General features: G+C 60.2%; 10 protein-coding genes. 5 read left to right on the forward strand and 5 right to left on the reverse strand.

Going from position 1 to position 12,640, the window contains the following annotated elements:
• The first annotated feature begins 145 nt into the window (after nucleotides 1–145).
• Entirely contained in the window at nucleotides 146–529 is a 384-nt protein-coding gene (locus Q666_RS61980; protein ID WP_006935666.1) for a response regulator, read from the forward strand.
• A gap of 173 nt (nucleotides 530–702) precedes the next feature.
• Nucleotides 703–1,395 carry a protein phosphatase CheZ gene (locus Q666_RS61985; RefSeq protein WP_023002056.1) on the forward strand — a complete coding sequence of 231 codons (693 nt, stop codon included), beginning with the start codon at nucleotides 703–705 and terminating at the stop codon, nucleotides 1,393–1,395.
• A gap of 171 nt (nucleotides 1,396–1,566) precedes the next feature.
• Here Q666_RS61985 and Q666_RS61990 read toward each other — a convergent pair whose 3' ends face one another.
• Both Q666_RS61990 and Q666_RS61995 read right to left on the reverse strand, forming a co-directional pair.
• Entirely contained in the window at nucleotides 1,567–4,692 is a 3,126-nt protein-coding gene (locus Q666_RS61990) for an efflux RND transporter permease subunit (RefSeq protein WP_023002055.1), read from the reverse strand.
• Nucleotides 4,689–6,062, reverse strand: a complete 1,374-nt coding sequence (locus Q666_RS61995) for a hemolysin D (protein WP_023002054.1) — start codon at nucleotides 6,060–6,062, stop codon at nucleotides 4,689–4,691. Before Q666_RS61995 ends, Q666_RS61990 begins: the two co-directional genes overlap by 4 nt.
• Before the next feature lie 201 nt (nucleotides 6,063–6,263).
• Here Q666_RS61995 and Q666_RS0134270 point away from each other — a divergent pair, with 201 nt between their 5' ends.
• On the forward strand, nucleotides 6,264–6,836 hold the full coding sequence (locus tag Q666_RS0134270) for a TetR/AcrR family transcriptional regulator (RefSeq protein WP_158514211.1): 573 nt from the start codon (nucleotides 6,264–6,266) through the stop codon (nucleotides 6,834–6,836).
• Nucleotides 6,837–6,864: 28 nt separating this feature from the next.
• Here the strand turns inward: Q666_RS0134270 and Q666_RS62000 are convergent, their stop codons facing one another.
• Nucleotides 6,865–7,740: a TIGR01459 family HAD-type hydrolase gene (locus Q666_RS62000; RefSeq protein WP_023002052.1), complete on the reverse strand. Its 876-nt coding sequence runs from the start codon at nucleotides 7,738–7,740 to the stop codon at nucleotides 6,865–6,867.
• A 114-nt stretch (nucleotides 7,741–7,854) separates the two neighbouring features.
• On the opposite strand from Q666_RS62000, the gene mutL reads away from it, so the two are divergent.
• Together mutL and Q666_RS62010 are read left to right on the forward strand one after the other, a co-directional pair.
• Nucleotides 7,855–9,747: a DNA mismatch repair endonuclease MutL gene (gene mutL / locus Q666_RS62005; protein ID WP_023002051.1), complete on the forward strand. Its 1,893-nt coding sequence runs from the start codon at nucleotides 7,855–7,857 to the stop codon at nucleotides 9,745–9,747.
• Nucleotides 9,748–9,810: 63 nt separating this feature from the next.
• Entirely contained in the window at nucleotides 9,811–10,689 is an 879-nt protein-coding gene (locus tag Q666_RS62010; RefSeq protein WP_208993951.1) for an alpha/beta hydrolase, read from the forward strand.
• Nucleotides 10,690–10,766: 77 nt separating this feature from the next.
• Here the strand turns inward: Q666_RS62010 and Q666_RS62015 are convergent, their stop codons facing one another.
• Together Q666_RS62015 and Q666_RS62020 are read right to left on the reverse strand one after the other, a co-directional pair.
• Nucleotides 10,767–11,951: a porin gene (locus Q666_RS62015; RefSeq protein ID WP_023002049.1), complete on the reverse strand. Its 1,185-nt coding sequence runs from the start codon at nucleotides 11,949–11,951 to the stop codon at nucleotides 10,767–10,769.
• A 162-nt stretch (nucleotides 11,952–12,113) separates the two neighbouring features.
• Nucleotides 12,114–12,575, reverse strand: a complete 462-nt coding sequence (locus Q666_RS62020) for a nucleoside deaminase (RefSeq protein ID WP_031269746.1) — start codon at nucleotides 12,573–12,575, stop codon at nucleotides 12,114–12,116.
• Nucleotides 12,576–12,640: the final 65 nt, after the last annotated feature.

The following is a 12,640-nucleotide window of genomic DNA, read 5'->3' on the forward strand; positions in this document are numbered from 1 at the left end:
AACGGTCTTTTCAGGGGCGGCGGGTAGATTGCGTTGAGTGTGGGGAGGTGAGGACACAATAATGTGTCGCTCTCCTTCGAAGTCATAACGCGTTTCCACCGGCCCACGGCCAGGGGCCGCGCAAATTGACAGTATGGAGTAGACAATGGCCCTTGATCTTCAGATGCCGGTCCTCGTGGTCGATGACTACAAAACGATGATTCGCATCATTCGGAACCTGCTCAAGCAACTCGGTTTCGAAGACATCGACGATGCTGCGGACGGCACCGAAGCTTTGGAAAAAATGAAACAGCGCCGTTATGGCCTGGTGATTTCCGACTGGAACATGGAGCCGATGACCGGATACGAGCTGCTGAAGCAGGTTCGTGCCGACGGCAGCCTCAGCAAGACGCCTTTCATCATGGTGACTGCTGAATCCAAGACGGAAAACGTCATCGCCGCCAAGAAGGCCGGCGTGAACAACTACATCGTGAAGCCTTTCAATGCTCAGACGCTGAAAGGCAAGATCGAGGCGGTCTTCTCCGATTGATTTCTTGCACTTGGCGGGGAGCTGCGTTGGGGCGCACCTCCGCCAGTGCCAGACGGATGTACAGGATCGGCGCGGTCTTGCTGGGCAGGCAGGCCGGGTCAGCTTTGCTGCATCCGAAAAGTTATAGCGGTTCCTGAGAATTCCGGATCCGCGCTTCGGAGGATGCTTTCAAAATGGAAAGGCTCGACCTGGTGGCCAGTATGAAACAGGAAAACATTGCCCGAGTCATAGACTTCCTGCAGGAAAACAAGAACAGGCAAGGTGAAGTTTCCCTGACCGACGTGATGCATCTTGCAGAAGTCATGTCGGGTTCGATGCACGACTTTCTGTCGACCGTACAACCGGCCGTAACGGAAGAGCTGACCGTCATCGCCAAGGAAATCAGGCGCATGAAGGAGGAAATCTCCCAACTGCGCGCCAATGACATGACTGGCAGCAAGATCCCGGACGCCGGACGGGAACTGGACGCCATCGTTGAGGCGACGGAAGAAGCCACCAACACCATCATGGAAGCGGCCGAAGAGATCATGGGCGCTGATGCCAGCGACCAGGAAGCCTATCAGGAACTGGTCAGCAACAAGATGATCAGCATCTTCGAGGCTTGCACCTTCCAGGACATTACCGGCCAGAGAATTTCCAAGGTGGTCGCAACACTGCGTTACATCGACGAGCGTGTGACTTCCTTCATCGAACAACTGCGTATTCCGGAAGATCTCGATGCGACGCTCGTTGAGACAGAGTCGGAGCGCCGCAAGCGCGAGCTGATCCTCCATGGTCCGCAGCATTCAGGCGAAGGTGTTTCGCAGGACGATATCGATGCCCTTCTGGGCGGCGCACAGGCGGATATCGACAAGCTGTTCGACTGATCCGGACTGAAAAAACGATTTCGAAGGGCTCTCCATTGGAGGGCCCTTTTTGGTTCTGAACTTTCTCTCCATCGTCATCCCATGGCTTGACCATGGGATCCATGCCGTTTGGTCTCAAGTCGGATTGGCCTGCAGGGCAAGCCCTGCAGCGACTAAGTCGGAGAGGTGCATCTATTCGGCGGCCACCAGCTTCTCCCGATGCGCCTTGCGTTCCCGGGCGAGCGAGGTCAGGTCGAAATCGTCGAGGATGGTATAGAACGCCGGAACCACGAAGACGATCATGAGTGTCGTGCCGATCAGTCCGAAGGAGATCGAAGTCACCAGCGGGATCAATACCTGTGCCTGAGGGCTTGTTTCGAACAGCAGCGGCAGCAGGCCGACGATTGTGGTCACCGACGTCAGCAGGATCGCACGGAACCTGGCCTTGGCACCCAGTGGAGCGATCTCTGCAACGCTTTCCAGCGATGGGTCATGCTCGTCCTTGATGAACTGGACCAGCAGGATTGAATCGTTGACCACGATCCCGGCTAGCGAAATGAAGCCCAGCATGCTTGGCATCGCAAAGTCGATGCCCATCAGGAAGTGCCCCCAGACCGCGCCAATCAACGCCATGGGGATGAGCGTCATCACCACCACCGGTTCGCTGTAGCTGCGGAACTGGAAACTCAGCAGAATGAATACGAAGATCAGGCCGGTGCCGAGCGCCTTGACCATGGACGCCTGCGTCTTGGCGCCTTCCGCATTCTGCCCCTCGGTCGAAGTGCTCAATCCGGGGTATTTTTCCAGGAGTTGCGGCAGGTATCTCGTTTCCGTGTCCTTGACGACTTCGTTGGCATTGGCAACACCGAGAAGAACGTCGCCGGTGACCGTCACGGTCGGCACCCGGTCAATACGATTGATCCGCGTGAAGCTGCGGTCGGACCGGATGTCGGCGACGGAGCCAAGCGGGACCCGGTGACCTGAAGGGGTCTCCACGGTGAAGAGTTCGAAATCGCCAAGGCTGTTGCGGTCGCTGCCGGCAAGGCGGACATCGACCTCGAAGCTTTCCGAACCGACTTGCACCTCATCGGCGGTAATACCGTTGTAGGCCCCTCTCAGCTGGTCGGCGATCGCCTTGGCATCAAGGCCGACCGCCCCGGCTCCGTCCTTGAGAGACAGGGCCAGTTCCGGTTTTCCGAGGCTGAGATCGTCGGAAATGTTGTAGACGCCGTCATAGCCCTTGAGCCAGGCCTGAAGCTCTTCAGAAGCCTGGTCGAGCATTTGCAGGTCATTGTGGGCCAGGCGCAATTCGATGGCGCGTCCCGCCGGACCGATGCTGGATTCGGTGAGAATGATGCGCCGGACGTCGAGCGTTTCGGGCAGTTCCTGGCGCCAGACTTTCAGGATCTCCTGGTTGCCTGCGTCACGAAGGGGCCCGTCCAGCAAATCAATGTCGATGGTCGCCAGATGTGCTCCGCTGGTGCCGGCATCGCTGTTTTCGTTGAACCGCACCAGTATGTTCTTGAGGAGGGATGTTCCATCCGGATTGCGCGGCGATAGCGCCGCATCCGTGCGCTCCAGCGCATTGATTGCCTCTGTCACGACCTTGCGTGTGTCGGCGAGCGTCGCACTTGCCGGCAGTTCGATCCGCGCTTCGATCTGGTCGCCTTCCACGTTCGGAAAGGCCTGGAATTTAACGACGCCGCCGGCCAGCAGCGAGACCGAAGCGAGGAAAAGCATAAAGCAGGCACCGATGACGAAATAGCGGTTCCGCACAGACCATGTGGCACAAGGACCGATCACATGCTCCCGCGCCCACCCGACACCGCTTTCCGCCTTGCGGGTTACCCAGTTCGGGGTGTCGCGCGTAGCGCCATGGGACAGGTGGTTGGGCAGGATCAGAAAGGCTTCGACCAGCGACACGGCCAGAACCAGCAACATGACCATCGGGATCACGCGCAACAGGTCGCCAAGGTCGCCCTCGATAAAGGCAAGTGCACCGAAAATGGCGGTGGTCGTGACAAACGAAGACAGCACACCCGGGGCGACCTGCCGCGTTCCCTGCACGGCGGCCTCCAGCGGACCGAGCCCTTTCTGGCGCCGTGTCGCGATGTTTTCTGAAATCACGATGGCGTCGTCCATCATGATGCCGACCACGATCAGCATGGCCACCATCGACAGCATGTTGATCGTCAGCCCCAGAATGGACATTGCGGCGAGCGCGCCCAGAAAGGACACTGGCAGGCCCATGCCGATCCAGAATGCCTGTCGCCCGCCGAAGAAGATCCACATGGCCGCAACGACAAGCGCCAGCCCCTGGAGAGAATTGTTGACCAGCATCCACAGGCGGTCCTTCAGGATGATCGAGCCGTCGTTGATGATGGTCAGGGCGATGCCTGGGGCAGTACGGGCCTGTTCCTCGTCGACGAATTCCTGCACCCGCTCCACCACCTTGATCAGGTCGTCACTGCGGGTCATGGAAATGTCGAGAACAGCGGCCAACCTGCCGTTCAGCCGGGTTTCGACCTCTTCGTCCTCGAAGAGATCACTGATCGTGGCAATGTCGCCCAGCTGGATCTGGCCGCCTTGCGGGGAAGAGGCGACAATCACCGACGCATAGGCATCCGCCGCAAGGCGCTCGTCGGCGAAACGCAGCAGGATCGAGCCGCCTACAGTCGTGATCTCTCCGGAGGGAGCGCTGACATTCTGCCTGGTGAGGGTATTTGCGATTTCCGAGAGGGTTAGCCCAACTTCACGCGCGGCGGCGTCGCGCACCTCGATGCGGAACTGCCGGTCAGAGAAGCCGGAAATCTCGACCTGGGGTATGCCGCCGAACTTCAGCATGCGGTCCTTCACCGCTTCGGCGTAGTTCTTCAGCTGCGGCTTGTCGTCAATTCCGGTGATGACGACGGAGGTCGCTTCGCTCAGGCGGCCCGCCTCTTCGATGATCGGGTCTTCAACGCCCTCGGGAAAATCATCGATCGCGTTGATCTCGCGGTCGATATCCAGCATCAGCTGGTCGATGTCCTTGCCTTCCATGATCTTGACGGTCGCAAGTGCGAGGTTTTCCCGGGAATCGCATTTGAGTTCGTCGATGTTCTCGATCCCGTCGAGCGCGTCCTCGATGCGCCGGCAAACGGTGCGTTCGACATCAGCTGAGGTCGCTCCGGGATAGGCGACTGTCACGGTAATCCGTTTTATCGGGATCTGCGGGAAAGTCTCCAGCAGAAGACCCGGAAGGTTGAGCAGTCCGAGAATGATGAAACCGGCCATCAACAGATTGGCGGCGGTTGGGTGCTGGGCGAAGTAGCGGATCATGGCTTGTCCTCACCGTTGAGAGCATCCGTGCTCGCCATTCGCTTCAAACCTGCCTTTACGGCTTCGTCTTCGACCGGCTTCAGCAACATGCCTTCGATCACCGGGGACACATCGCTGACGATGACCTTGCTTCCAGCTGGCAGATCCGTTCCCAGAACGACGATATCATCGAAGCGGAAGGCGATTTCGACCGGCACCGTAACCAGTCGGCTGTCGGGCGAGACAGTCATGATCCTGCCACTGTGGACCGCGTTGCGCGGCAACACGATCTGATCGGCCACCGGCGGTGCGGACAGCTCAACCTCGGTAAACATGCCTTTGACCAATGGCGGCTTTATACCCGGCCGGATAGTGTCATAGGGCTTGTCCACGCTTACGATCAGTCCGATGGAGCGGGTGTCCGGATCCACCGTGTCGCTGACCCGCTTGACGTGCGCATCCCAGACGGCGGTCTCTCCGACGGATCCGACCCTTACCTTGGCCTTCAGCCGGTCAAGCGAATGCCGTGCCCGGATGACACCTTCTTCCGTTTCCAATTGTCCGGGAAAGGCCAGATTGGCAAATCCGGCCATGTTGCCAGGACTGATCTGAACGTCGATGTCGGCTGCGTCGATGCCGTCAAGTTCACCGATGGAGCTGCCGGCACCGACATACTGGTCGATCTCTACATTGACCTTCGAAACCCTGGCATCGAAGGGAACACGGATCGTGGTGCGGGTAAGGTTCAGCTTCGCGGTTTCCAGACGAACCTCGTTCTTGGCCTTTACCTGCTCCAGTGCCTTGCGCTTCACCGGGTTGAGCGCAATCTCGTTCTCAAGGTCCTGAACCCGCGACTTTTGCTGAAGCACCGTGCCTTCCTGGTTTTCGACCAGCTGATCGGAGGCGACCTTGCGCTCCTGAAGCGTTTTCAGCCGGGCCAGCTCACGCTGTTCCAGGTCGAGGACCGATTTGGCAATCGCCAGGGATTGTTTCTGTGTATCCAGGGTAACGGCCAGCTCTTCGATATCCACCTCGGCACTGGCGATGTCGCTCTGCGCCTCGGCAATCTCCAGCTCGTAGTCTTCCGGTGCCAGTGTCACCAGAATCTTGCCTTCCGGGATGAATTCACCGCGTTTGAAATCCGGATTGATGTAGGTGACCCGGCCGGACACCTGCGCGATGGCATCAAGTGTATGGGCCGGATCGACCGTGCCGTACCCGGTTACGCGCGGCACGAAGTCCTGAGGCTCGACTGTGACGACACGCACGAGCGTCGACGTTTCCCCGATGTCGGTGCGCTTGGGTGCTTCGCGCCCGCTCACAGCATAAACCAGCACTGCCGCACCGGCGATCACGGGGGGAAGGATCAGGGCTTTTCGCAACAGCGACACGGCGGCTCTCCTGGCAATGTTCGCTCGGCAGGCTGCAGACCTCCGCCGACCACAATTCTTTTAATGCAAGTCCAAACTTGCAAATAGTGATGATCCAATTTTATTGCAAGCGATTGCTTGCATTTGCACCCTGTTTGGCATTAGGTGCGACGCAATGTCTTCCGGAAAATTGAGGGCGCGCTCGGCGCGTTTGGCGGCCAAGTGCCTAGAAATGTAGATGTTTCAGAAATCTATTCCGCAACAGTTGCACTGTTTTGCGAGCGCGGGTTCAGCGGAACCACCACCAAGGAAATAGCGGACAGGGCAGGGGTGAACGAAGTCACGCTGTTTCGCCGTTTCGGGTCGAAGGCAGGTTTGATCGAAGCCGCCATCGGCGACACGCTATCCGACGTCTCGTTCGGCAAGATGTTGCCGGGGGAAGACGTTAAGGCCGATCTTCTGGAAATCGTGCGCAATTATCTGGAGACCTACCGCAAGCACAGCGGGCTTGCCCTGACGCTGTTTGCGCAGGTGCCCCAGCATCCCGAACTGCGAGCGGTGACACCCTTCCTGCTGAAAAACCTGCAGGGCGTAGCCCGCACATTGGCAAAGCATCAGAGCAGCGGGCGGCTCAAGCCGGGCGATCCGGTCAGCTTCGCCGTTGCGCTCATCGCGCCGCTGGCCGTCATGGGCTTCATGAAGGAGATGGGTCTGGGGACAGGTCACGAAGGTCTGGACGTGGAAAATTACGTCCAGACCTATTTGCAGGGGCATGGCCCCGATACGGGACGTTAAATGAGCCCGCTGGCAATATTGCGTGCGCTTACCACCAAAGACGCGGCAGGGCAGCACGTGCGCGCAGGCCTTCTTCGGCCAGACGGCGGCGGATCAGATGTTCGTCCGGCGCGTCGCTCGGACCGAAGTCGGAGGCATGGATGCCAGCGGTGATGAACAGAACGTCGAGATCCTGAGACACCGCACCGCGGATATCGGTCGGCAGACCGTCGCCGATGGCCAGGACGTCTTCCTTGGCGACGTCTTCGCCCGCCAGCGTCGCGAGGCGCTTCATCGCCGCGTCGTAGATGGGGGCATGCGGTTTGCCGAGAATGGCCACTTCGCCGCCGAGATCTTCATAGAGACGGGCAAGGGCACCGGCGCACCAGATCAGGCGCTCGCCGCGCTCCACCACGATGTCGGGGTTGGCGCAGATCATCGGCAGGCCGCGTTCGGCCAGCTTCTGCAGCCGGTCGCGGTAATCGTCGGGCGTTTCGACCTCGTCGTCTTCCAGCCCGGTGCAGCTGATGCCTTCCGCTTCCTCGTCATTGGTGGTGAAGGTGGCTTCAAGGCCGTGATACAGCGGCTGGTCCCGGTGCGGACCGATGTGCAGGAGCGTCTTTTTGCCCTGAGCCACAAGGACCTCGCGGGTCACGTCGCCGGAGGTGACGATGTCGTCGTAGGTTCCGTCCGGCACACCAAGAGCGGCCAGCATTTCGCCAACCTGCTTTGCAGGGCGCGGGGCATTGGTGATGAGGACCACCTTGCCACCGGCTTCCTCGCGAAAGGCCTTGAGGGCTTTGTGCGCGCCTTCAAAAGCCGATACACCGTTGTGCAGCACGCCCCACACGTCACACAGGATGCCCTTGTAGGACGGGGCGAGGGTGCGGAGCCCCTCAACAAGAAGCGGTGCAGAAACTGTCATGGCGGGTCACTCGGATCTGGGTAGGTCTGATAAGCTTTGCTGAAGAATCGACGCAAACTCGGCGCGGACCATATAGGAACATGGCGCGGTGCGAAACCGAGTAGAGGGAGTTTCATGAAGGTCAGGCAACTTGGCGAACAGGTGATCAACCAGATTGCGGCCGGCGAGGTCATCGAAAGACCCGCCAGCGTGATCAAGGAGTTGGTGGAAAACGCCGTCGACGCCGGGGCAAAACAGGTCGAGATCGTTACCGCCGCCGGTGGCAAGACGCTCATGCGCGTTGCCGACGACGGCGAGGGCATGCGCCAGGAGGATCTGCAACTGGCAATCCGCCGGCACTGCACCTCCAAGATTTCCGACGACGACCTGTTCGACATCCGCACGCTCGGGTTTCGCGGTGAAGCGCTGCCGTCCATCGGCTCCGTTGCCCGGCTGGCGATCCAGACCCGTCACAAGGACGAGGACCACGCCTGGGCCATCGCCGTCGAGGGCGGCAGGGAGCAGCCGCTTGTGCCCGCAGCCCGCACAAAAGGCACCCAGGTTGAAGTGCGTGACCTTTTCTTCGCGACACCTGCACGGCTGAAATTCCTGAAATCGGATCGTGCGGAAGCGGCCGCCATCACCGAAATCGTCAAGCGGATCGCGCTCGCCTATCCGGAGATCGGCTTTTCCCTCGGCGGCGCCGACCGGCAGTCGCAGAGCTGGCCAGCAGCACGCGGCAGTGAACCGCATCTTGCTCGGATCGCGCAGATTCTAGGTCAGGATTTTGTCGACAACGCCATGGAGATCGACGCTGCCCGGGAAGGCGTGCGTCTCACCGGTTTTGCAGGCTTGCCGACACACCACCGTGGCAATGCGCAGAACCAGTTCTTCTTCGTCAACGGCCGCCCGGTGAAGGACAAGCTCCTGCTATCCGGATTGCGCGGAGCCTATGCCGATGTGCTGGCCCGTGACCGGCATCCGGTTGTGGTTCTGTTCATCGATCTCGACCCGGCATTGGTCGATGTCAATGTGCACCCGGCCAAGGCCGATGTGCGCTTCCGGGACAGCCAGCTTGTGCGTGGGCTTCTGGTGGGTGCCATCAAGCATGCACTGGTCCAGTCCGGGCACCGGTCATCGACCTCGAACGCGGCCGTTGCACTGGACGCCATCAGGGCACAGTCGGCGGGGTTCTCTCAACCAGGTCACACACCGTCTTCTCCAACAGGTTCCGGGGGATATGGCGGTGGTTCCTACACCCGCACGTCTGCTGCGCCCCATTGGGCGCCGGAAGCGTTTCGCCCGCTCCAGATGGAGGAAGCGCACGCAACAGGCTTTGCCGAAGCAGCACAGCCGGCCTTCGAACGGCAGAACGGTTTTGCCGACTTTGCCAGACCGTCGGCGGATGCCCGCGCGAATGACGTCCCGGTTGAAACCGAAAAGACCCGCCTTCCGCTGGGGGCCGCCCGTGCGCAGGTGCACGAAACCTATATCATCGCCCAGACCGAGGACGGTGTCGTCATCGTTGACCAGCACGCTGCCCACGAGCGCCTTGTCTACGAACGTCTGAAGGAAGCGCTGGCCAAGAAGGATGTCGCCCGCCAGATGCTGCTCATCCCCGAGATCGTCGAGTTGCCGGAAGAAGATGCAATCCGGCTGGCTGATCGCGCGGAGGATCTCGAAAAAGTCGGCCTGTCCCTGGAAGCCTTCGGCCCGGGTGCCATCGCCGTCAGGGAGACCCCCGCTATCCTCGGCGACATGGATATCCAGGGCATGGTCCGGAACCTGGCCGACGAGCTTGCCGAATGGGACACTGCCGAAGGTCTCAAGGAAAAGCTGGACCATGTTGCCGCCACGATGGCCTGCCACGGTTCGGTGCGTGCAGGCAGGCGCATGCGTCCCGAGGAAATGGATGCGCTCTTGCGCGACATGGAAGCCACGCCGCTTTCCGGACAGTGCAATCACGGCCGGCCAACCTGGGTGGAGCTGAAACTCGGCGATATCGAGAAGCTGTTCGGCCGCAAATAACCCGGCAATCTGATCGACCTCCCGATGCGGATCGTAGACGTCGGAGCAATGGGAGACAGTCAGATGACACAAACCGGCTCCGGCAGCGCGGAACAGGCATTGAACAAGACCGGCAGACCTGGGCGCACGCTTTGGAAGGCCGTCTCGCGTGTGGCTGTCATTGCCGGCATCGCCTACGCCATGGCGGCCGGTTACATGTATTTCAACCAGCGCAGCTTCATCTTCGTTCCAACCGGAGAGTTGAGTACGCCGGATGAAAAGGGGCTCTCAGGTGTCACCGTTGAAACAGCGGCGATGGCTGACGGTACAAAGGTGACCGTCTGGCACGCGCCACCTGCTGCTGAAGGTGCTCCCACGGTACTCTATTTTCACGGCAATTCAGCCAATGTCTCTTCCCGCTGGAAGCGGTTCAAGCAGATCCTGGACAGCGGTTTCGGTCTCTATGCGCCCAGCTACCGGGGATATGCCGGAAGTGAGGGGAGGCCGTCGGAAGAGGCGTTGATTTCGGACGGCCTTGAACATTTCGACCGGATGGCAGCTTCGGGCACGCCGGTCATCGTCCATGGAGAAAGTCTTGGCTCGGGTGTTGCCGCCGCAGTGGCGGCAGAGCGTCCGCAAACGGACCTTGTGGTGCTGGAAGCGCCCTATACGGCGCTGGTTGACATGGCCTGGGACAGGTATCCCTGGTTGCCGGTGGGCTTCATGATGCGAGACCCGATGGCGACACGGGATCGCGTCGGCAAGATCGCCGCGCCGGTCCTGATCGTGCACGGGACGGAAGACCGGGTCATCCCGGTCGAACACGGCAGGCGTCTTTATGAATTTGCGAAAGACCCCAGGCAGCTTGTGATCGTCGAAGGTGGCGGTCACAGCAATCTGTGGTCAAACGGGATGTGGGACTTCGTTCTCGCCGCCTGGGTGAAATGGCACGAAGGCTCTTGAACCATCTGCCGTGTTGCGCCTGAAACAGAAAACCCCGGGCGAAGCGCCCGGGGTTTTCCTTTGCCGGGGTTACGGCATCAGAATGTGCGCTGCAGGCGGAAGGTCCCGTAGAGCTCGTAGGTGTCGTTGAGGCCGGAGGAGCGGCTGTAGTCGACATCACGATACTGGAATTCCGGACCCATCAGGAAGCCGGAGACCGGTTCCCAGACCACGTTTGCGGTCGCGTCCCACTGGGTGAAGTCATAGGCGCTGGTGCCGCCATCGACATCATGGTAGCCGCCTTCGACATTCACCTGAACGGTGTCGGTTACGCCGAGCGTCACGCCGCCGAAGATGTTCAGCGTCTTGGTGGTCTCGGTGCTGCTGCCATTCCAGACCGCATCGGTGATGCGGCTGTTCCAGCCCGTGGACCCGTATCCGCTGGCGCCATCGGTATAGACGGCCTGCAGGGAGACCGCACCGCCCTTGGCGAAGCCACCGAAGTTGACGGTCACGCCGGCACCAGCTGCCCAGCCGAGTTCGTCTTCCGTCCGGCCTGCAAGACCGTTGTAGGCAGCGCTCGGATAGACCTGGTGAAGAGCACCCATGATCTGGGCCTGGCCCCAGCCCTGGTTGACGCCCAGTGCCGCGACGAAGTCCGGTGCGCGGGTGCCGCCATAGCCCTGGTTGGTGCCGTTGAACGCGATATTCTCTTCGCGGCCCGAACGGTCTTCCAGCGCGACAGTCGCATTGAAGCCGTTGCCGAAGGCCATCGTATAGGCGACCTGATTCAGCTTGCGATCGGAATAGCTTTCGATCTGCGCGTTGAAGGCATATCCGGTGAAGAAGTCGAAATTCGAGCCGTTGTGACCGGCCAGCAGGCCGCCCCACTGGATATAGGCCTTGTCCAGCGTGGTCGAAGTCGAGGCGTTTGTCAGCGTGATGTAGGATTCGATAAAGGCACGCAGCGTGCCGAATTCGGTCGCGGTACGTGCATCGAGGTAGAGATACCCGCGCGAACGCCACTGGTAACCGTCGGTGTCCCGGTCGCCCCAGGCGTTTTCGGCCTCGCCGAAGTTGCGGACGCGGAATTCGGTCCGGACACGGCCGCCTACGCGCAGGCAGGTTTCGGTGCCGGGAATGTAATAGAAGCGCGCGCCGTAGGCGTCACAGATCCGGACATAGTCGACAGGTTCCGGAGCCGCTGGCAGGTCGGCCGAAAGCGCCGGACTTGCGGCCGCGAAGAAACCGGCAATTGCCCCGAGAACAACATTACGAGTCATTTGATACTCCGATGAAGTGCGGAAATACCCCCACGCACATTATGCCGTTCGTAGATGTCAGTTTCAGCCTCTCGGAGAGGTGAAATCAGCAGATATGAGCGATTGGTTGATGTTGTTGCTTTTGAGCAACGGGCAATCCGGTCAATTTAACTTGAAAACCGTTTAGCGCTTTGCCTGAAAGAACGATCTGAGCAACTCCGCCGCGCGTGTCGCGCCTATGCCGGAATAGACATCCGGTGAGTGATGACAGGTCGGCTGGCAGAAAAAGCGGGTGCCATGATCGACCGCGCCGCCCTTTTCATCTCCCGCGCCATAGTAAAGCCGGCGGACCCGCGCGAAGGAGATCGCTCCCGCACACATGGGACACGGTTCGAGCGTCACGTAGAGATCGCAGTCCGGAAGGCGTTGCGAAGCTGCCCGTTCGCATGCGGAGCGGATCACGAGAACTTCTGCGTGAGCTGTCGGATCGTTGAGCTCCAGCGTCCGGTTCCCGTCTCGAGCGATCACTTCACCATCGCGAACGAGCACCGCACCGACCGGCACTTCGCCGCGTGCCGCCGCTTTCTCGGCCTCTTCGAGCGCGAGATCCATGAACGATGTCTGATTGGCGGAAGTGGTAAGCATCGAGCAGGGTGAGTCGGAGCGTAAGTGTAGGGTTCAGCCTCGATTTGAGAGGCTGTCGGCTTTGT

The sequence above is a fragment of the Labrenzia sp. C1B70 genome, from assembly GCF_000475395.1.
GTDB classification, from domain to species: Bacteria; Pseudomonadota; Alphaproteobacteria; order Rhizobiales; family Stappiaceae; genus Roseibium; species Roseibium algicola.

Bases quoted from the DNA above. Each gene is read 5' to 3' on its own strand.
- Q666_RS62020 (WP_031269746.1), bottom strand. From the start codon at position 12,575: ATGCTTACCACTTCCGCCAATCAGACATCGTTCATGGATCTCGCGCTC.
- mutL (WP_023002051.1), top strand. From the start codon at position 7,855: ATGAAGGTCAGGCAACTTGGCGAACAGGTGATCAACCAGATTGCGGCC.
- Q666_RS61985 (WP_023002056.1), top strand. From the start codon at position 703: ATGGAAAGGCTCGACCTGGTGGCCAGTATGAAACAGGAAAACATTGCC.
- Q666_RS62010 (WP_208993951.1), top strand. From the start codon at position 9,811: ATGACACAAACCGGCTCCGGCAGCGCGGAACAGGCATTGAACAAGACC.
- Q666_RS62015 (WP_023002049.1), bottom strand. From the start codon at position 11,951: ATGACTCGTAATGTTGTTCTCGGGGCAATTGCCGGTTTCTTCGCGGCC.
- Q666_RS61990 (WP_023002055.1), bottom strand. From the start codon at position 4,692: ATGATCCGCTACTTCGCCCAGCACCCAACCGCCGCCAATCTGTTGATG.
- Q666_RS62000 (WP_023002052.1), bottom strand. From the start codon at position 7,740: ATGACAGTTTCTGCACCGCTTCTTGTTGAGGGGCTCCGCACCCTCGCC.
- Q666_RS61980 (WP_006935666.1), top strand. From the start codon at position 146: ATGGCCCTTGATCTTCAGATGCCGGTCCTCGTGGTCGATGACTACAAA.